We start from the raw sequence: 20,041 nt of genomic DNA, 5'->3' as shown, positions 1-20,041 counted from the left end.
TAGCTGAATATCAAGCATGAGAATGCTCCTTAAAAAAGGAGTATAAGATCATACTTTTAAGTCAAGGTAAAGTTCGTGATCTTGCCCTGGTTTAATACCTAAATTAATACCTAAATTAATACCTACTTTATGTTTAAACAATTAATATTACTGTGCGCTTTAAGCATGCCGCTTGTAAGCTGCGCTGCTACGGCGCCATTTTCGGGCGAGATAAGTACGCAAGCACTGCTAAGCGACTACGACAAGTTTAACGAGCAATACAAAGCGTTTACACCAACAGCACAAGACATTGCTTTAATGCAAAAGCTAGAAGGCAAAGAGCTTATTGTATTATTTGGTACGTGGTGCCACGACAGTGAGCGCGAAGTGCCAAAGCTGATTAAGTTACTTGATGCGTCGAAAGTTGAACTTGCAAGCATTGAATATGTGGCCGTAGGTTACAACAAGCAAGACGATGCAGGCATTGCACAGGCTAATGACTTGCAATACACACCAACGTTTATTGTTAAACAAAATGGCAAAGAGTTAGTACGCGTAATTGAAAAACCAACGGGTACATTGGCGCAAGATTTAACGCAGGGTTTGTAAATAGAGCTTGTTCGTATTTGGGGTTAACGATTTAGCAAATAGGTTTATAAGTTAGCTGTTGGGCTGCTATGAGTAGTCTCCTGATACTTTAATGTGTAAAGGCCAAAAATTTCCCCCTTTGGCTGAGCAAAAATAGGAATTCAGCTATGGTTTGCATATCAATTAAAACAAATAAAAAACTAATTAATCTACAAGCTCGTTATGGTGTTTCTTAATATGTTTAAGGATCTCCGTAAAAATTTGATTGCTGCGATTCTTAGTCCTTTAATTGCGTTACCAATCCTTGGTTTTTGTTATTTTTATGCGGGCATAGAAAACTATACTTCTGTGAGTTCGTTAATTTTAGATGTTGGTTTTGGTGTATCAATAGGGATGGGAAGTTTATTTTATTTCTATCCTTTAATGTTCATTTACGGATTACCTATTAGCTTATTACTCCAAAAGTTAAATTTATTTAAATTACCTGTAGTTTTAATCTTAAGTATACTTCCAGTTTTTTTACTTAGTCTTTTTAGTGAGTTTGATCGTGTAACATTGGTTCTTCATTTATTAGTACTTTCAATGGGTTTAACTAGTTGGCTTATATATAATAAATTAAGGTAACACCACAACAAGCGATTAATGTTACACAACCGTTTTCTTACTCGGCTTACAGCTCAGATTAAACATTATTCATTAAACAGGCTTTTTCCGAATGCTTGTGCAGCATGCGAAGAGGGCCTGTCTTTATAATGTAGTTGATACAGTGGCCGAGAGAGTTGCTCGTTATTTTTTTGACTCAGGCGTGTTAATTTACCAAGCTGCACTAAATCCTCAGTGACTACATTAGGCAATAAAGCCACGCCCATTCCTTGTGCTACTGCTCTTGCTATTGCTTCATTACTTCCGAGTTGCATACAGTTTTTTGCCGTAATACCGTGTTGCTGTAATAACTTAACCGACACCTCTAAAGTGCCCGAGCCAGGTTCGCGTAGTAACCAAAATTGATTGTTTAACCATGCTTTTACATTTTTAGCGGGTTTTAAATTGCTTGGTATAACCACACTCATTAAATCGTTTTGCCAGTGCTTACTAATAATGTGTGGCTCGGTGGGTGTGCCCTCAACCAGTGCTAAATCGATGGTGCATTCAAGTAGTGCGTGCTCAATTTGCGCAGTATTAGCCACTTGTACTTCTACTTTTATATGTGGGTACTGCGCGCAAAATTTAGCTAAGTAAGGAGGCAGCCAATAGCTGGCAATGGTGGTGCTGGTGCCTATAACCAATGTGCCGCGCTTAAGCCCTGTGCGCGATTTAATATCTTCAATGGCGGCTTTTTCTATGGCAAAAATACTACGCGCATGTTCAAAAAGCGCTTGCCCGCCTTCACTTAAAGTGAGTTTTTTGCCTTTAGATGCACGTTCAATAAGTTGAATATTTAATTGATACTCAAGCTCTTTTAGCGCTTTAGATACCGCAGGTTGGCTTATAAAAAGCGCCTCGGCTGCGCTTGAAAAACTACCAAGCTTTGCTACCGTATAAAACACCCTAAGTGCATGTAAATTCATTGCGCCTCTCAAATTACATAACCTTAAGTTATCGAATCATGATTTTAATATATTGGAGTTATATTTTGGCCTTTATTAAAATGAAGTCAACTAATTAGAGTTGTTTGATTGAGGGAATATTATGCTTAGCGCTATTAAAAATGGGTTACAGCCTTTAGGTGTTAACACTAAACAGTATGGTGACTCTCGCTGGTGGATTGGCATGTTACTGGTTATTGTACTTGCGGGCGTTTCTGTTGCGCTTAGTAAATTACCAATAATGCAAACTGCGCAATTTAGCTCACTCACTATTGGTATTGTGGTTGGTATTATTGTGGGTAACAGTATTTTTTCGGGTATAGCGACTCATACCGATGTGGGCGTTGATTACGCTAAAAGTATTTTGCTCAAAGCGGGCGTTGTGTTGTTTGGTTTTAGAATAACCTTTACGCAAGTAGCGGGCGTTGGTTGGAGTGGCTTACTAACTGACATTGTTATGCTTGTTGGTACATTTATATTAGCAATTCAACTTGGCAAACGTGTATTTAAGCTAGATGAGCAAACAACTATATTAATTGGCGCGGGTAGCTCTATTTGTGGCGCTGCAGCGGTGATGGCAACCGAGCCTGTTATAAAAGCACAGGCGCATAAAGTATCAGTAGCGGTAGCAACGGTGGTGGTGTTTGGTACGCTAAGCATGTTTGCCTACCCAATAATGTTTGAGTACATGGGATTGAGCGAACACGCATACGGTATTTTTGTAGGCTCAACCATTCATGAAGTAGCGCAAGTGGTTGCAGCGGGCACTGCGGTAAGCGCTAACGCGGCCGACACCGCAGTAATAGAAAAAATGCTAAGAGTGATGATGCTTGCGCCATTTTTAGTGGGTTTATCATTTTGGCAAAGTAAAAAAAGAGCAAAAGCAGGTGATGCAGCAAGCAGTGAGGGCGATAAATCAGGTATTACTATCCCTTGGTTTGCGGTGTTATTTATAGTGGCCAGTGGTGTGCATTCACTCTCTATTATTCCTCAAGTGACTACAAACGCAGTTGTTTGGTTTGATAATATATTACTCACCATTGCGATGGTGGCTTTGGGTTTACGCACACATGTTGGGGCAATTCGCCAAGCGGGTATTAAACCGCTGTTACTGGCACTGTGTTTATTTTTGTTTTTAACGTTAGGCGGCTTTGCCATTAATATAGGTATTGCTGAGCTGTTTTAAACGTTATTTGGTAAAAGTTGATTGGCTTAAATTGGCCAATCAACTTCGTTTAAGTCATCCAGCTGCGCGCTGGTATTTTTATTACCTTGCCATTTATTAGTGTAAATACCGAGCGGATCAAACTGTAACGTTTGCTTCTCAATATTAAAGTGCCTACCGCCACGCGGATCTACACCTACGCCCGCTATGTATTGCCAGTTGCCCCAGTTTGCGGCTACGTCGTAATCAATCAATTGCTGTTCAAAATAAGCCGCGCCATAGCGCCAATCAAGGCCAAGTTCGTTAACTAAACAACTTGCCGCAACTTGCCTTGCTCGGTTTGATATATAACCAGTGGCATTAAGCTCATTCATAATGGCATTGACCAATGGGAAGGGTGTTGAGCCATTACACCACGCAGCAAAGCGGTTTGGCATAAACGTTGTTAGGGGTTTGGTTTGTTTTTGGCCTTTAAAGCTAAATAAGCTGTTGCCCGCATTGAGTGCATGCCATTTAAAATACTCTCGCCATAGCAATTCAAACTTAATCCAATAAGTAGATTCGTTGACGATATGTTTATGTTCGTACTCTTCAACCGCTTTATAAACTTGCCGTGCACTTACACAGCCAAAGGCAAGCCAGGTACTAAATTTTGTGGTGTTATTAAAGCCATCAAGCTCGTTTCGAGTTGTTTTATAGGTACTTGGCAGTAAGCCCGAAAAGTACTGCGCTAAATGAGCTTGCGCACTTTTAAATCCGCCGTGCATTATCGCGTTGTTGTCATCAGTATGTTCAGTAAGCTCAATTGGTTTGGCCGCACATAATGTTATAGGTTGAGGGAGTAAACCTTCAGGTAACATTGAGAGAGTTATAGGTATATTGGCTGCCTCTACCTTTTTACGAAACGGCGTAAAGCTTTTAGGCAGCTCGTTTAAATTAAAAGGTAGGTCGCTTTGTTTAAATAGGGTGTCTTGCAGCACGCCTGTAAATTCTGTATTTGGGCAATGCGCTTTAAGTAAACTTATTTGGCGTTGCTCGTACAAACCGATTTGCTTGCTAAATACAACTTCATCAATGTTTAGATCATTTATACGCGCTTTTAAAAGCGCTATTGGTTCACCTTCAAGCACGTGCAGTGTTTGTCCGCGTTCAATAAGCGTCTGCTGTAGCTCAAATAAGCTTTGCATTAAAAACTGTTGTTTATGCACGCCATATGGTTTTTGTTGGTAGTTATTATTTTTGAACCAATGCGGATTTATTACAAATACAATATCGAGTGCGCATTGCTGCGACGCAAGGTCACTAAAAATAGTGTTGTCAGTGAGGCGTAAATCGTTTTGTAGCCAATATAAAATGCGTTTGCTCATAGGTTTGCTCAGGTTTTTTTAATCATTAACTTTACGAAGCAAAAGCCGGTAGGGATTAGTCAGCTGCAAGTTTTAGTAATGAAGCGGTGAGCAAGTATTACTTACTCACCTGCTTAGGTTTTATTTAACTGGTTTGGTCGTGTTAGTGAGGTTAATAGATACATAAGCAATTAAATACACAAATACGCTAAGCGGTAAACTACAAATAAATAAAGCAATTTTGTACTTTTTAGCAATAGATGGTTTAGGCAATATGATTGCAAAAAGCATATTCATTGCTAACCAAAAAATAGTAACGAGTGGTGATAGCGTTGTTTTAGCGCTTGATAAATCACACGTGCCGAATGAAATACTGGCAATAGATGCGTTACCTATTTCAATACATTGCGCATTACCTATTAGACTGATGGTAACTAATGTTGTAATTAATAATAGTGCTAGCGGCAGTAAATGTTTCATATTTTTTCCTTAATTATTTAATTTTATGGGTCGCTCTACAGCGCCTAAATAAATTAAAACGTTAGGTAAAAAATAACGATAATAAAGCCGTTAACTAGTTATTATAAAGTTATAACCACGATATCACCTCGGTTATAACTTTAATAAATCATTACTATTCAGTGGGTTGTGATTTAACTTCTGCTATGAGCTGATAACCTCGCTTCATTACAGACTTTATATATTTGGGGTTTTTTGTGTCGTTATCGTTAAGGGCTACACGTAGTTTGCTAATAACTCGCCTAACTGCAGTGTCGGTTACTATTTGATTCTCCCATACATTATTATGTAACTCTTCTAGGCTAACTATCCTTGGTTGTTGTTCAACTAAATAGCTTAGTACCTGCATGCATTTAGGCTCTAATGTGAAGTGGTTATCTTCTTTAATTAAGGCCTGTTGCATGCTGTCAAAAGTGTACTCACCAATTATTAGCTGCTTAACGCTCGGTTTTTCTATAACAGGTTCCGCGCAATCATGGTTAGGTTGGGCTTTGTTTTTTGCGGTGTTTGAATGTTTTTTATAAATGCGAGATACCATCATTCCAGTTAAATTCATTAATAGTACTAACGGGCTCAGTGGGAACGTACAAAGAAAAAGTAAATATTTAAATCCCACGTGTATATTTGGTTTATTAAGCATTTGCCCAAATAACACGTTTAAAAGCATCCATATAATAAAATAAGGCGTAAGGGAAATTGAATCTGTTTGCTCCCCACAAACGCCATATTTTACGCCCTCTATGTAGTTTGATGCGTCTAAACAAAACGCATTAGCTTGGCTGCTAAATAAAATGAGTGGTATGAAAATAATGATTTGTTTCATTAAAAAGTCCATTTAGAAAGAGGCGGTAAATAATACCGCCTCCTTTAATGTTAAATAGCTGATTTTTGCTCTGCTATCCAATCGTTTATTACATCCTCAAGTACTGACATAGGCAATGAACCTTGGCCGATTACGGTGTCGTGAAAGCTGCGAATATCAAACTTAGCACCTAGTTCTTGTTCAGCTTTTGCGCGTAGTTCGCGTATTTTTAGCTCCCCCATTTTGTACGAAAGCGCTTGGCCTGGCCATGATATATAACGATCTATTTGATCCTCCACCGCGCTTTGTGGCAATGCAGTGTGATCTGCCAAGTAGTCTATTGCCTTTTGGCGGCTCCAGCCAAATGCATGAATACCTGTATCAACAACAAGCCTCACTGCGCGCCACATTTCGTAACCTAAACGACCAAAGTCGCTATAAGGGTTTTGATAAAAGCCGGCTTCTTTGCCTAAGCGCTCGGTGTAAAGCGCCCAGCCTTCGCCAAATGCTGAGTGGCTAAGTGTGCGTCTAAACTGGGGCACGTCTAACTCCATTGCAATGGCGTTTTGTAAATGATGCCCTGGTATTGCTTCGTGTAGGCTAAGTGCTTCTAAATTATATAAAGGTTGTAGCTTAGGTGTTGAGGCTAAAAAATAAGTACCCGGTGAGCGATTATCAGCCGGTGGCATATAAAACGCGCCACGACTCGCTGAGCCTTTTATTGTAAAGGTGTTACGTGGTAAATGGCCAAAGTAGGTGGGTAACTTGCCATACATTTTTTGCGTTATAAAAGCTGTTTTTTCAAGCAAGTCTTGCGCGTCTGTTGCGTAAAATTGCTCATCGGTTGCTAAAAATTCTAAAAACTCAGCATAAGTGCCATCAAAGCTTACTTTATCAATAATGTTTTGCATTTGCGTTTTTATACGCGCCACTTCTTTTAAGCCAAGCTCGTGTATTTGCTTGGGTGTTGCATTGGTTGTGGTGTAATAATTTACCGCATATTTATAATACTCAAGCCCGCCTTTAACGCTTGAAATACCTGGCTCTGCTCTACAGTTAGGCATGTAATCGTTTTCAAAAAAGTCGTAAAAGTGCTGATAAGCTGGTACTACTTTTGAGCTAATTAAGGCTTTTGCTTTATTTTGGTATGTGGCCTTTTGCTCTGCTGTAAACGTATTTGGTATACGTGTAAAAGGCTCGTATAAGGCACTGTTTTCAGGTTGCTTAACTATATGAGCGTTAATGCTCTGGCTGTAATTTTCAAATGTTTTGCAGTAGTGCGTATACCCCAGTTCAATTCCTTCCTTCATCAAGTTAATGTTTTCTTGATTAAAGCGAGGGTAGTCGGCAAGGCTTACTAAAAATGCGTTGTAATCATCAGGTGTTAAAAATGCCATATTAGCCGGTGCTTCGGCAAAGTAGGTATGCCAGCCACTTAAAAAGTTAACCTGAAAATACTTATCTTGAAAAAGGTAACTTTGCTGCTCTGTTTCTCGCTCGTATTTAAATAAACGGTAGTTCATTAACTGCGAGCTGCTCAGCGTTTTAGGATCTATTTTACTTAAGTTTTTTAATACATTGTTATTATAAGCTTGGCGCTTTGCAATGGCTTGTTCGGTCCAATTTGGTAATGTACCACTGGGTTTCCAACCATCAGGGTCGGTACGAAAGAATATTTTTTCGGCTTTTGCATTTTGCCAATGGTTATCAATAATGGTTTTTAAATCTGCATTGCTATCGGCTGCGCTCGGCAGTGATGCTACAGCTAAGCAAATAGCTAAAATTGTTTTTTTGAACATATTATTCTCATTTTTAGCGCGTTAATTTTTATTAGTGTACGCACATTTATCATTTTTGTTTTTAATATAGTACCAAGTTAACTTTATTAATGCGCTTACTTTTATAACCAGTATCAATTGGTTTTACTTTTTGATTGAACAAATTTCACCGCTGAAGTGAGTGGGCCACTAGTTTATTGTTTTATCAGCGTTTAGAATGATTAAAACTAATTACAATAAAAGACCGTCATGTTTAATAAAGTAATAACGCTGATTGATGAAGCTAATAACCAAGACCCTAATACTGAGCAGCACAATGGGCAAAGCTTTCCAAAAGAAAGCTTATACGGCTTGCGTATGAGCGAAATGCTAACTCGTTTTAAACCAGATGCCGATGAACTCATGCAAGTTGCAGTGCGTGCACAGCATATTCAGCGTTGGAAGTCGCCACGTAGTGACTTTGAAATGAACAAGCAGGGTTATCATCAATGGCGCAGCGCACTTTATATTTTTCATGCGTCACTAGCCGTTGAATTAATGAAACAAGCTGGGTTTAACGATACGGACCAAAACCGTGTTTATAACGCTGTTGCTAAAAAAGATATTAAGCGCAATCCAGATAGCCAATTAGTAGAAGATGTAGCGAGTTTGGTGTTTATTGAACACTACATGCTTGGGTTTGCCAATGCAAAACCAGATTACAATGAAGAAAAATGGATTGGTATTATTCGCCGCACATGGCAAAAAATGTCAGATGAAGCCCATGAGTTTGTACTTACAGGTAATATTACATTACCAGATCCACTTGTTGGGCTTATTCATAAAGCGCTTGAGTAAAGTAGTGTAAGCTAGGTATTAAAATAAAAAGGATTTTTAGAATGTTATGCCCACGTACAAATGCCTCTCTTGAGCCGTTATTAATTGGCGGTATTACTGTTTACACTTCAGTGCAAGGTGGCGTATTTTTTGATAACAGCCAAATTTTTAAGTTTAGCTCGCCAGAGTTAAAGCACGGTCAGGTATTACTTAAACACTTAAGTAACTATATTGAAGGTGAGGGCGATGTCTCAATGCGAGTAAATTGTCCTAAATGCCCAAGTATTGTGATGATGCGCCGGTATTTTTCACCGCTTAAAGTGGTTGAAATAGACGAATGCCCAGGTTGTGCAGGCATATGGCTTGATAGCGGTGAACTGGCAAAAATACACGAAAACCATTTAACACCTAAAGAGCGAAAGCTATTAGCTCATGAAATGGCAACCAATCATGGCTTTATAACTATTAAATCACCTACTTCTAGGTTTATGCCAACTAATAAAAATAAAAGTGCACATGAAGCCACGGTGGAAAACTTAGTGCGCTTAGCTTTACTTGGTTTGTAACTCTTAATAACATATTAAAACAAAAACGGCGTACTAAAAAGTACGCCGTTTTTATTGTAATAAACTAACGCTTGAAAAGTTTATTTATTACGGTTTTCTTTAGCAAATGCACGTATTTTACGCTTTTGCGACAGTGTTACTTTATTAACACGACCAGCAAATGGGTTTTCACCTTCTCTAAATTCGATTTTAATAGGTGTGCCCATAATTTTAAGCGCTTTACGGTAGTAGTTCATCAGGTAGCGTTTATAACTATCTGGTAAATCTTTAACTTGGTTACCGTGAATAACAATACGTGGTGGGTTATAACCACCGGCATGCGCATATTTGAGCTTAACACGACGACCACGAACAAGTGGCGGCTGGTGATCGGCTTGAGCCATGTCCATAATACGACGTAACATTGCAGTACTTATACGTTTAGTAGCTGATTCATACGCTTCGTCAACAGACTCGAATAAATGACCAACACCTGTACCGTGTAGTGCAGATATAAAGTGTAGGCGTGCAAAGTCAATAAAGCCTAAACGGCGATCGAGCTCTGATTTAATACGATCTTTAACGTAATCGTCTAAGCCATCCCATTTGTTCACTGCAATTACCAATGAACGACCTGAGTTAAGCGCAAAGCCTAATAAGCTTAAATCTTGATCTGAAATACCATCGCGAGCATCAACAATCAATAACACAACGTTACAATCTTCGATTGCTTGAAGCGTTTTTATAACTGAGAACTTCTCAACTACGTCACTTACTTTTTTACGCTTACGAACACCTGCGGTGTCAATTAACACATACTCTTTTTCATTTCGAGTCATCGGAATGTAGATAGAGTCACGTGTTGTACCTGGCATGTCGTATACAATTACGCGATCTTCACCCAGTATACGGTTTGTAAGCGTTGACTTACCAACGTTAGGGCGACCAATAATTGCAAGCTTTACAGGTTTGTCTGCAAATGCCTGGTGATCGGTATCGCTGTCTTCATCTTCTTCGTAAAGATTAATAAGCTCTTCGTCATCGCCTGTTACGTCTTCGTCTTGTGCAGCTAATTCAGCAATAAGCGGCTGAAGTGTTTGCTCAAGTAATAACGTAATACCACGGCCATGCGATGCAGCAATATGATGAATTTCACCTAATGATAATTGGTAAAATTCAGCACAGTTTGAATCTGCATCAATACCATCGGTTTTATTAGCAACAACAAAACACTTTTTATCTTGCTTGCGCAAGTGATTAGCAATTGCTTGGTCAGCTACGGTCATACCTACACGAGCATCTACTAAAAACAGAACAATGTCGGCTTCTTCAATGGCTAGCAGAGATTGATCTGCCATTTCGATTTCGATGCCTTCTTCTGAGCCATCAATACCGCCCGTGTCTACCACGATAAATTCATAGCCATCGTAACTAGCTTGGCCATATTTTCTATCTCGTGTTAAACCTGGAAAATCGGCTACGAGTGCATCACGAGTACGTGTTAAACGGTTAAATAATGTGGATTTGCCCACATTGGGTCGCCCAACTAGAGCGATCACGGGAAGCATAAACTACCTCTTTAAAAAACAACAAAAGGCTTCGCAGTGCGAAGCCTTAAAAAAACCATATGACTATTAGTAACTTAGTTTGGTATTTTTACCATACTAACTTCACCATCACGGGTGTATAAAATTAGCTTATCGTCGGCAACAACTGGCTCAACAAAAAAGCCCGAGCTGTCAAAGTCTTCACGAGATACTAGCTCGCCAGTTTCTTTATTTAGCCAATGTAGGTTACCTTCTTGGTCGCCTAAAGCTAAGTGGCTACCTGCAACTGCAGGCCCTGTTAGGTACCAACCACGTAGAGCGGGTTGGCTCCAACGTTCAATACCTGAATTTTTATCTAATGCGTAAATAACACCATCGCTATCTACTAAATAAATTGTTTGTGCATCCATCGCAATTTCGCGGTAGCTGCTGTACTCACGTTTCCATACAACATTGCCAGAGCGAATATCTACAGCAGCTAAGTTGCCGTTGTAAGCTATAGCGTAAGCGTATGGACCGCTAATAAGTGGTTGAGTGTCTACGTCAACTAGGCGTTCAAATTCTGATGCGCCTTTAGCAACCGCAATTTCTGCGCTCCATGCTGAGTAACCACTGTCTGAAATTAATACGCTTAGCTTGCCTGTTTCAAGGCCTACTAATACACCACCGTTAGCAACGGTTGGCGAGCTTTGTCCGCGTAATGTTAGTGGTGGAACTTCTTGTTCAAAGCTCCAACGCTCTTCGCCTGTATCTGGGTGAAGGGCTAACAATTTACCAGAGCCTAAATTTACAAATATTAAGCCATCGCCTGCTGTTGGTTTAGACAGTGATTCGCCTGGTACGTTTTTACGCCAAACTTCTTCACCGGTTTCGCGATCAAGAGCAATAATAAAGCCGTGTTCAGAACCTATATAAATTTTACCATAGGCTTGCAAAATACCACCTGATAATTTTGCATTTCCGTTGTTAGCCCAAGGCCAAAATGATAAGTCTTGGCGTACATCGGTTTCCCATTTTGTATCGCCATTATCAAGCGAAAGCGCTTCTACTTGGCCTTCGCGGCTAGCAACATACACAGTATCTTTGTAAACTGCGGGTGTTAAACGAGAAAAATAATGCTCTACGCCATCACCTACAGATTCTTGCCAAACAACGTCAGTTTCAAATTGGTTTACAATTTCAGGAAGTACTAGTTCATCTTCATCATCACTTGATGAACAACCCATCAATGTTGCCATACATAGGGCAAGAGCTGCTGTTGTAAATTTTTTCATGCCTAAAACCTTATGCCGCTGGGCTAGTTACTGCTAGGTCATCTAACTTAATTTGTAATAGTGGGTTACTTGTTAATCCACCCGCATCTATTGCTGCTTGGTATGCAGTACGTGCTTGATCTTTATTACCTTGCTCAGTGTAAATGTCGCCTTTAAGCTCGGCCACGTTTGCATTGAACGCTTCAGGTAATGGTGCATTTAATGTCGTTAATGCATCGTCATATTTAGTTTGCGCAATTTGAACACGTGCTAAACGTGTAATCGCAATTGCTTTTAATTCTGTATTTGGCGTATTAGACACAACCCAGCTTAGCTTTTCGCTTGCTACGTCTAGTTTTTTCGCTTCTACTGCGTCTTTTGCAGCAACGAATGCAGCAAGTGTTGCGTAGTTTGTGTCTTTATTTTCGCTAATAAACGCATCAGCTGAAGATAAAACATCATCGCTTTCAACAAGCGCTGTATATGAATCTGATGCTTTTTCAGCGGTAGTAATTTGGTTTTGGTTATATGCTTTCCAGCCATATAAGCCACCTAGGCCAACAAGTATACCTAGCGCAAGTGAAATGCCGTTTTCACGGAAAAAGCGTTTAATGGCTTCTGCTTGTTGTTCTTCTGTTGAATAAATATCCATTCTTACCTCTAATGTTCGCTTAGCCGTTAATAAGCTCAGCTAATAGCGCTTTAGCTTGTTCTAATTCTAATGTGACTTGTTCTTTACGCTCGCGTAAATACTTGATGGTCACAACGCCTTTTTCTAATTCATCTTCACCAATAATCACTGCAACAAGTGCATCGCTTTTATCAGCACGTTTTAATTGTTTTTTAAAGTTGCCGCCGCCCGCATGTACCATAACGCGTAAACCCGGTACGTCTTTACGTAGTTGCGCTGCAATTGCAGGAGCTTGAATGCTTGCTTTGTCGCCCATTGCTGCTAAATATACATCAGCATTACGACGAATGTCACCTACACACTCAAGTGCTTGTAGTAATAATACTAAGCGCTCTAGACCCATTGCAAAACCAACTGCTGGCGTTGCTTTGCCGCCAAGTTGTTCAACTAAGCCATCGTAACGTCCGCCAGCACATACAGTGCCTTGTGCACCTAAACTGTCGGTTACCCATTCAAATACAGTGCGGTTGTAGTAGTCTAAACCACGTACTAACTTTTCATTAACCGTATATGAGACGCCAGCAGCGTCTAAACGTTCACATAAATTTTCAAAATGTTCTTTTGATTCAGCATCTAAATTTTCAGACAATTTAGGTGCATCAGTTAAAATTGCTTGTACGTCTGGATTTTTGCTATCAAGTACGCGTAGTGGGTTTGAATACATACGACGTTTTGAGTCTTCATCAAGCACATCAATGTGTTGCTCAAGGTAGGCTACTAACGCATCACGGTAATCTGCACGCGCTTCGTTAGATCCTAGAGAATTTAGCTCTAAACGAACGTGGTCAGTAATACCAAAGGCTTCCCATAGTTGCGCTGTTAATAAAATAACTTCTGCGTCTATATCTGCTGTAGCAATACCAAATGTTTCTAAACCAAATTGGTGAAACTGGCGGTAACGACCTTTTTGCGGACGCTCGTGACGAAACATTGGACCCATGTACCAAAGGCGTTGTTCTTGATTGTATAGTAAGCCATTTTGGTTGCCAGCACGTACGCATACTGCGGTGCCTTCTGGGCGAAGTGTTAATAAGTCGCCATTGCGATCGGCAAAGGTGTACATTTCTTTTTCTACTATATCGGTAACTTCACCAATAGAGCGTTTAAATAAGTCGGTTGATTCTACAATAGGAAAACGAATTTCTTGATAACCGAACGATGCTACTGTCTCGCGTAAAATGTTTTCTACTTTCTGCCAAACTTGTGTATCGCCCGGCAGACAATCGTTCATACCGCGAACTGCCTGAATTTGTTTTGCCACTGATAAATCCTAAATGCTGTTTTTTGTGTAATAAAAAATGCTTACACAACAAGAATGCTAAAAATTGACCCGTCATTATATACCCAAATGACCCCATGATGCGAGTTTCAGTTGGAATTAAAAGCGATTTAGGCAAGTCATTGATTGAAAGTAATAGTGGTTCTATTGTTAAAATCAATAACGCAGTATAAATCGCTTTTAAACCAACCCGTTGGGCGGTTCACAGACACTTACTCTCATCGTTGTTACTTTTTAAAAGGGGTTGCCATTCTTGCAAAGTAACGCCTTGATATTAAGAGCCTGTGAAACGCTGAATTCTGTGTCTTGGGGTCGTTTGGGTATCCACTAGCTATAAAGGTAAACGGCAAACCACGCGGTTTGCCATCTTAAACGGTATTTATTCGACTATTTTTATGTCAATCGGTGTTTGGTTCTGCTTTTTCTCTATAAAGTCGCGTACATAACCTTCAAGCTGGTCAACAATGTTGTTGTTATCAATACGCGCTTTTTGGCGTTCGCCATTTATATACAAACCAGAACGACGACTTGCACCGGCAAGCCCTATATCACTCACAAGCGCTTCACCTGGTCCATTTACAACGCAACCAATTACTGAAACTGACATAGGCTCTATAATATCTTCAAGGCGCTCTTCAAGTTGGTTCATGGTGCTTACTACATCAAACTCTTGGCGTGAGCAGCTAGGGCAGGCAATAAAGTTAATTCCACGCGAACGAATGCGCAATGAATTTAAGATATCAAAGCCTACTTTAATTTCTTGTACCGGGTCGGCAGCAAGTGATACACGCAAGGTATCGCCAATACCTTCGGCAAGAAGCATACCTAAACCTACTGCAGATTTAACAGAGCCTGAGCGCATGCCGCCCGCTTCGGTAATACCTAAATGCAGTGGTTGGTCTATTTCTTTAGCGAGTAAGCGATATGCACCTACAGCTAAAAATACGTCAGACGCTTTTACTGATATTTTAAATTGATCAAAATCAAGGCGACGTAATATATCTACATGGCGCATTGCTGATTCTAATAGAGCTTCTGGTGTTGGTTCTCCGTATTTTTCTTGTAAATCGCGCTCTAGTGAACCGCCATTTACACCAATACGAATAGGAATGTTATGCTCGCGTGCAGAATCGACCACAGCTCTTATACGCTCTTCACTACCTATATTACCCGGGTTTATACGCAGGCAATCAACGCCGTATTTTGCCACTTTTAAGGCTATACGATAATCAAAGTGAATATCTGCAACTAGCGGAATCGTTACTTGCTCTTTTATACTTTTAAACGCTTCGGCTGCATCCATTGTTGGTACTGATACACGGACTATGTCGGCACCTGCATCTTGTATTGCCTGTATTTGTGCAACAGTTGCATCAACATCCATGGTGTCGGTGTTGGTCATTGATTGCACTGCAATAGGGGCACCATCACCAATAGGGACGTTACCTACATTGATTCGGGTGGATTTTCTGCGTTTAATTGGAGATTCTGAAAACATAGCGACTACTCTGCTAGTGGTAATGTAAATTTGGCTAAACGGTTTAGAGGAAATGCAGACACATCTACAGGTTCACCGTTTAAAGTAATGTTTACAACGTCATGCTTACCAAGCACAACTGAAAAAGGAGGCGTTCCGCTTACGGTCATTATGTAGCCTGCCTTTTTAACACCGAACGCTATTTTTTCGCCTTCGCCATCGTAAATTTCCACCCAGCTTTCGTCATTAAAGTTCATAACAATAGTACTCGTACTATCATCTTGGCTATCGCTAATAGAAGCAAGAGGAGTTGTTTCTACAACTACCTCAGGTTCACTAGGTGTAAGCGCACTTTGCGGCTCTAACAATGGCTCGTCATCAATCTCAGCTTGTTGCTGTTGCTGCAAAAAACTTGGTTGGGCGGCCTGTCGTTCACTCATTTTTGAATTGGCGACATTTATGTTACTGGTTTGCTCTTCAATAGGTGTCGCGTTTTGCCAAAACCATAAAGCAGATAAGCCAATAACAATCGCTAAAATTAAGTAGCTAAATAGCATTAAACGACTGTCGTTTGCTTCTTTCTCTGTTCTGCGCGAAAAACTCTGCATATTTTCTGGTTTTGTTGGCTCTGGTGGTGCTGGCATCATTGCTAAAATAGGTGCGCTATCTACTTTTAATTCACGGCAATAATTTTTTATATAGCCTTTAACAAAAGTGATAGGACCTAGTAATGCAAATTCATTGTTTTCAAGGCGTTTAATTTGCAACTCAGATAGTTTTAAAGGTGCAGCAATAGTCGCTATGCTAACGTTGGCTTGCTCCCTGTGATTTTTTAATATTTGGCCTACAGTCGGCTGCTCTGTCTGTGTCTGTGTTTGTGTTTGTATATTTTCTTCATTCATAATTTGTATGAGTCTGGATCCACTAGTAAAAGTCTATGCCCTGGGTTTAGTGCTATATCAGGACTTAATTTATTCCATCGCATTAATTCATCAATTAACACATGCCGCTGGGTAGCTATATCGTAAAGAGAATCACCAGCTTTAATTTCATAATAAACATTCGGATCGTTTAGATAAATTTTACTTCCATTCATTACTCTATCCGACTCTTTTAAACCATTCCATTGTAAGAGTTTTTGTAGTTTAACATTGTATCGTACCGAAATGCTAAATAGGTTTTCGCCAACGGCAATTATATGAAATGGTACTTGTAAAGCTGGTACTTTAGGGTTAAGCATTGGGAGCTCAGTTTTCTGTACTGCCTCATAACTTTTAAATCTAATATCAGCACCATTTTGATAGTTGCTGCTTTCAAATACGGCTGTATTTTTAGTCGCTTCATAGAATACCACGTGACTACTATTTTTTTGAGTGGTAACTACAGGTACTACGTTAGTGTTTTTGTTGTTTTCTTGTGAATTAAGCTGATTTGCTTTAGGCGCGCCAAACGAAATTATTTTTACTTCATCATCAGCTTTGCCAGATTGCTTTTTTACTACAGGCATTTTTTTAGGTTCGTAAGTGGGCTTAGCCTTCATAGGCGCTGCTACTATAGACTCCGCAGAGTCGTGTTCAGTGGTAAGTGCAAGCATAACAGCTGATGTATCGGTAGACTTGCTTGGTACGACGACTTTAGGAGCTATAATTTGTTTTGCTACTATTGTATTTCCATCGGCTTGATTTTCTCTTGCTATAACCGGATTCAAGTCTTGGTTATATGCTGTTGCGAGGTTTTTATCTGTTTTTTTCTCGTCATTTGTTACTAAGCTTGTTGAGCCGTCCTCTGGTGAACGTTTCTTTCTAATTACTTTTATTTTTGGCTTTGAACTAATATGTGTGCCGCTTTCATCATTTTTTATTTCTTTTAATTGCGCTTTGCGGTATTTTTCTCGCAGTATTTCAAACTCATTAAAACGTGTTCTTTTCTCTTTTAATGCATAGGCTTCGTTACTGGTAGAGTAAGTTTGTAAAATAGTACTGGAGATCTTTTCAGCCTCTTCTATTCTGCCCATTCTGTTTTTTACAAGGTAGCTAAGCATTAATGCGCGAGAAGATACTCGACCTGTGCTTTCGTAGCGTTTTAAAAGTTCACTGGCTTTGTATAAGTCACTTTTAGCGTAATACAGTGCAGCTAAGCTAATTAACGTAGATGTACGTTGAGAGCTGTGATTAAGTGCTTGCTGGAAGTAGCTTTCTGCATTTTCAAAATCATCAAATTCGATAGCACATAACGCTAAGTTTTCGTAGCTTTCGGCAACGCGAATATAACTTGGTACTTCAATGGCTTTTAAAAATTGATCAGTTGCACGGTCGTATTCATCAATACCACATAAAAATACACCGTAGTTGTTAAGGGTATTAGGATCGTCTGGCTTTATTTCGAGTGCTTTTTGGTAGGCTTTATCTGCTAGCTGATTTTCGCCTACTTGTTGATAGTAATAAGCAAGAGAGTAATGTACTTCAGGTAGGTCAGGAGCAAATGCAGCTGCACGTTCTAAGTTGTATTTGGCTTGAGAGTTATTACCCGTTTTTAGATACTGTAGGGCTAAAGCAATTCGTGTTCGTGCTGCGCCAGTATTATTAATTTTATTTTCGACGACGGGCTTATTACTACCGTTATAACTACTTTCGCTAACACAGCCGCTTATGGCAAGTGTCGATAGTGTTATAGCAAGTATAGATCGCATTACCATATCTCTTCATTTTTAGTCCATGGCACCTATCTTACCTAAAACCTTTTATCTTGCATCATTTATTTGAAAATAAGCAACTTAACCACCCTACATAACTAATTCACATAGGGTGGTTATAGATTATGCTTGGTGGATGTTAACGCTAATTGCGTTATCGTCACGCATTTTCTTTTTAGCTAAACGTTTAGTACGGTCAACTACATCACCTACTAACTGTCCGCAAGCGGCGTCAATGTCGTCACCGCGAGTACGACGCACAATACAGGTAACGCCTGCTGCTTGTAATACTTTTGAAAAACGGTCAATACGGCTATTGCTTGAGCGAGTGTACTCATTACCCGGGAACGGGTTAAACGGAATAAGGTTGACCTTACAAGGTGTGCCTTTTAACGTTTGCACTAATGCATGCGCCTGATCGGTGCTGTCGTTAATGCCATTAAGCATAACGTATTCAACTGTTACGTCTTTATTGGCTTTCGAACCATCGATATAACGACGACATGAGGCTAAAAACTCTTCGATAGGGTACTTTTTATTAACCGGTACTAAAATATCACGCAGTGCGTTATCTGGTGCGTGAAGTGATATAGCCAGTGCTACGTCAATTTTCTCTTTTAGTAAATCAAGTGCGGGTACAACGCCTGAAGTGCTTAATGTTACGCGGCGCTTAGATAAACCAAAGCCCCAATCGTCCATCATTAATTCCATTGCTGGCACTACGTTTTTAAGATTAAGTAAAGGCTCGCCCATACCCATCATTACAACGTTAGTTACTGGGCGCTTTTCACTATGACCATCAAGGCCAATATCTTTAGCTACACGCCAAACTTGGCCAATAATTTCAGATACTTTTAAGTTACGGTTAAAGCCTTGTTGCGCAGTAGAACAAAAAGTACATTCAAGAGCACAACCAACTTGTGATGATACACATAAAGTAGCGCGCTCTTTTTCAGGGATCCAAACGGCTTCTACTTCTTGGCCGCCTTCCAGAATAAGTGCGTACTTAATAGTACCGTCGCTTGCTTGCTGGCGAACGGTGATTTCTGGCGCTACAATTTCGCATTCAGCTTTAAGTTTTTCTTTAAGCTTTTTGTTTACGTTGCTCATATCGTCGAAGTTATCTACGCCAAAATGATAAATCCATTTCATAACCTGGTCACTACGAAACGGCTTTTCACCGAACGATGCAAATAGCTCGCGCATTGCATCTCGGTTTAAATCTAATAAGTTAATCTTTTTTTGCTCGGTCATGAAACAACCTCAATCGGTGACGGTGGAGATAAAATTTACGAGGACGAATTGTACACAATTCACTCACTTTAATCATTAAGTAAAACATTATTAGTTTACTGATTAATACTTTACGTAATGACTAAAAAAGGGCCCGAAAGCCCTTTTCAATATGTTAACGAATTCGAATTAACGAGTACGTGAACAAAGCTCTTCGTCAGCGAAGAAGTAAGCAATTTCGCGAGCAGCAGATTCAACAGCATCAGAACCGTGAACAGCATTTTCGTCGATGCTATCAGCGTAGTCTGCACGTAAAGTGCCAGCTAGTGCTTCAGCAGGGTTAGTAGCACCCATGATTTCACGGTTTTTAAGAACAGCGTTTTCGCCTTCAAGAACTGTAACCATTACTGGACCAGATGTCATGAAAGATACTAAAGCACCGAAGAAAGGACGTTCGCTATGTTCAGCGTAGAAACCTTCAGCTTTCTCTTGTGAAAGGTGAACCATTTTAGCTGCAACGATTTTAAGGCCAGCAGATTCGAAACGGTTGTAGATAGCGCCAATGTGGTTTTTAGCAACTGCATCAGGTTTTACGATTGAAAAAGTACGTTCTAAAGCCATCTTTATGCTCCAATAATTTTAAGTAAAAGTGTGAATATTAACGGGCGCGAATTATACGCGTTTTAAGTGAAAAATCCTAATTTTATTAAAAACCAGTTTGGTTGCAGTTTAGTGATCTCGATCA

The 20,041-nt window shown here is 39.8% G+C and carries 19 protein-coding genes; 5 read left to right on the top strand and 14 right to left on the bottom strand.

Going from position 1 to position 20,041, the window contains the following annotated elements:
• The first annotated feature begins 129 nt into the window (after positions 1–129).
• Complete coding sequence (locus GQR54_RS17220; RefSeq protein ID WP_166379216.1) at positions 130–588, top strand: thioredoxin family protein; 459 nt, start codon at positions 130–132, stop codon at positions 586–588.
• Between the two features lie 216 nt (positions 589–804).
• On the top strand, positions 805–1,191 hold the full coding sequence (locus GQR54_RS17215) for a hypothetical protein (RefSeq protein WP_166379214.1): 387 nt from the start codon (positions 805–807) through the stop codon (positions 1,189–1,191).
• Between the two features lie 65 nt (positions 1,192–1,256).
• Here GQR54_RS17215 and GQR54_RS17210 read toward each other — a convergent pair whose 3' ends face one another.
• Positions 1,257–2,135 (bottom strand): LysR substrate-binding domain-containing protein, encoded by an 879-nt coding sequence (locus tag GQR54_RS17210; protein WP_166379212.1) that lies wholly within the window; start codon positions 2,133–2,135, stop codon positions 1,257–1,259.
• A gap of 121 nt (positions 2,136–2,256) precedes the next feature.
• On the opposite strand from GQR54_RS17210, the gene GQR54_RS17205 reads away from it, so the two are divergent.
• On the top strand, positions 2,257–3,339 hold the full coding sequence (locus GQR54_RS17205) for a YeiH family protein (RefSeq protein ID WP_165740660.1): 1,083 nt from the start codon (positions 2,257–2,259) through the stop codon (positions 3,337–3,339).
• A gap of 26 nt (positions 3,340–3,365) precedes the next feature.
• Here GQR54_RS17205 and GQR54_RS17200 read toward each other — a convergent pair whose 3' ends face one another.
• The 4 genes from GQR54_RS17200 to GQR54_RS17185 all read right to left on the bottom strand — a co-directional run bounded on the left by GQR54_RS17200 (position 3,366) and on the right by GQR54_RS17185 (position 7,784).
• Positions 3,366–4,685, bottom strand: a complete 1,320-nt coding sequence (locus GQR54_RS17200) for a DASH family cryptochrome (RefSeq protein WP_165740661.1) — start codon at positions 4,683–4,685, stop codon at positions 3,366–3,368.
• 120 nt (positions 4,686–4,805) lie between these two features.
• Entirely contained in the window at positions 4,806–5,144 is a 339-nt protein-coding gene (locus tag GQR54_RS17195; protein ID WP_165728760.1) for a transcriptional regulator, read from the bottom strand.
• A gap of 154 nt (positions 5,145–5,298) precedes the next feature.
• Complete coding sequence (locus GQR54_RS17190; RefSeq protein ID WP_165728759.1) at positions 5,299–6,006, bottom strand: winged helix-turn-helix domain-containing protein; 708 nt, start codon at positions 6,004–6,006, stop codon at positions 5,299–5,301.
• A 50-nt stretch (positions 6,007–6,056) separates the two neighbouring features.
• Positions 6,057–7,784, bottom strand: a complete 1,728-nt coding sequence (locus GQR54_RS17185) for a DUF885 domain-containing protein (protein ID WP_165728758.1) — start codon at positions 7,782–7,784, stop codon at positions 6,057–6,059.
• Positions 7,785–8,012: 228 nt separating this feature from the next.
• On the opposite strand from GQR54_RS17185, the gene GQR54_RS17180 reads away from it, so the two are divergent.
• On the top strand, positions 8,013–8,600 hold the full coding sequence (locus tag GQR54_RS17180; RefSeq protein ID WP_166379210.1) for a DUF4202 domain-containing protein: 588 nt from the start codon (positions 8,013–8,015) through the stop codon (positions 8,598–8,600).
• 41 nt (positions 8,601–8,641) lie between these two features.
• Positions 8,642–9,145: a zf-TFIIB domain-containing protein gene (locus tag GQR54_RS17175; protein ID WP_165728756.1), complete on the top strand. Its 504-nt coding sequence runs from the start codon at positions 8,642–8,644 to the stop codon at positions 9,143–9,145.
• Between the two features lie 80 nt (positions 9,146–9,225).
• Here GQR54_RS17175 and der read toward each other — a convergent pair whose 3' ends face one another.
• The 9 genes from der to ndk form a co-directional block, all read right to left on the bottom strand.
• A complete protein-coding gene (gene der / locus GQR54_RS17170) occupies positions 9,226–10,692 on the bottom strand; it encodes a ribosome biogenesis GTPase Der (protein WP_024592997.1) in 1,467 nt (488 codons plus the stop codon).
• A gap of 74 nt (positions 10,693–10,766) precedes the next feature.
• Complete coding sequence (bamB, locus tag GQR54_RS17165) at positions 10,767–11,945, bottom strand: outer membrane protein assembly factor BamB (RefSeq protein WP_165728755.1); 1,179 nt, start codon at positions 11,943–11,945, stop codon at positions 10,767–10,769.
• 10 nt (positions 11,946–11,955) lie between these two features.
• Positions 11,956–12,576: a tetratricopeptide repeat protein gene (locus tag GQR54_RS17160; protein WP_007583431.1), complete on the bottom strand. Its 621-nt coding sequence runs from the start codon at positions 12,574–12,576 to the stop codon at positions 11,956–11,958.
• Positions 12,577–12,595: 19 nt separating this feature from the next.
• The gene (gene hisS, locus GQR54_RS17155) at positions 12,596–13,876 is read right to left on the bottom strand and encodes a histidine--tRNA ligase (protein WP_024591179.1); all 1,281 of its coding nucleotides are present in this window, start codon (positions 13,874–13,876) and stop codon (positions 12,596–12,598) included.
• Positions 13,877–14,273: 397 nt separating this feature from the next.
• Complete coding sequence (ispG, locus tag GQR54_RS17150) at positions 14,274–15,392, bottom strand: flavodoxin-dependent (E)-4-hydroxy-3-methylbut-2-enyl-diphosphate synthase (protein ID WP_166379208.1); 1,119 nt, start codon at positions 15,390–15,392, stop codon at positions 14,274–14,276.
• 5 nt (positions 15,393–15,397) lie between these two features.
• Positions 15,398–16,273, bottom strand: a complete 876-nt coding sequence (locus tag GQR54_RS17145; protein WP_166379206.1) for a RodZ domain-containing protein — start codon at positions 16,271–16,273, stop codon at positions 15,398–15,400.
• On the bottom strand, positions 16,270–18,060 hold the full coding sequence (pilW, locus tag GQR54_RS17140; RefSeq protein ID WP_166379204.1) for a type IV pilus biogenesis/stability protein PilW: 1,791 nt from the start codon (positions 18,058–18,060) through the stop codon (positions 16,270–16,272). Before pilW ends, GQR54_RS17145 begins: the two co-directional genes overlap by 4 nt.
• 126 nt (positions 18,061–18,186) lie before the next feature.
• A complete protein-coding gene (locus GQR54_RS17135) occupies positions 18,187–19,317 on the bottom strand; it encodes a bifunctional tRNA (adenosine(37)-C2)-methyltransferase TrmG/ribosomal RNA large subunit methyltransferase RlmN (protein ID WP_024592994.1) in 1,131 nt (376 codons plus the stop codon).
• Between the two features lie 168 nt (positions 19,318–19,485).
• Positions 19,486–19,917, bottom strand: coding sequence for a nucleoside-diphosphate kinase (ndk, locus tag GQR54_RS17130; RefSeq protein WP_007377442.1), 432 nt, complete (start codon positions 19,915–19,917; stop codon positions 19,486–19,488).
• Between the last annotated feature and the right edge of the window lie 124 nt (positions 19,918–20,041).

Source organism: Pseudoalteromonas sp. Z9A4 (genome assembly GCF_011378845.1).
Lineage (GTDB): Bacteria > Pseudomonadota > Gammaproteobacteria > Enterobacterales > Alteromonadaceae > Pseudoalteromonas > Pseudoalteromonas arctica.
This window is presented reverse-complemented; position numbering and strand designations above follow the sequence as displayed.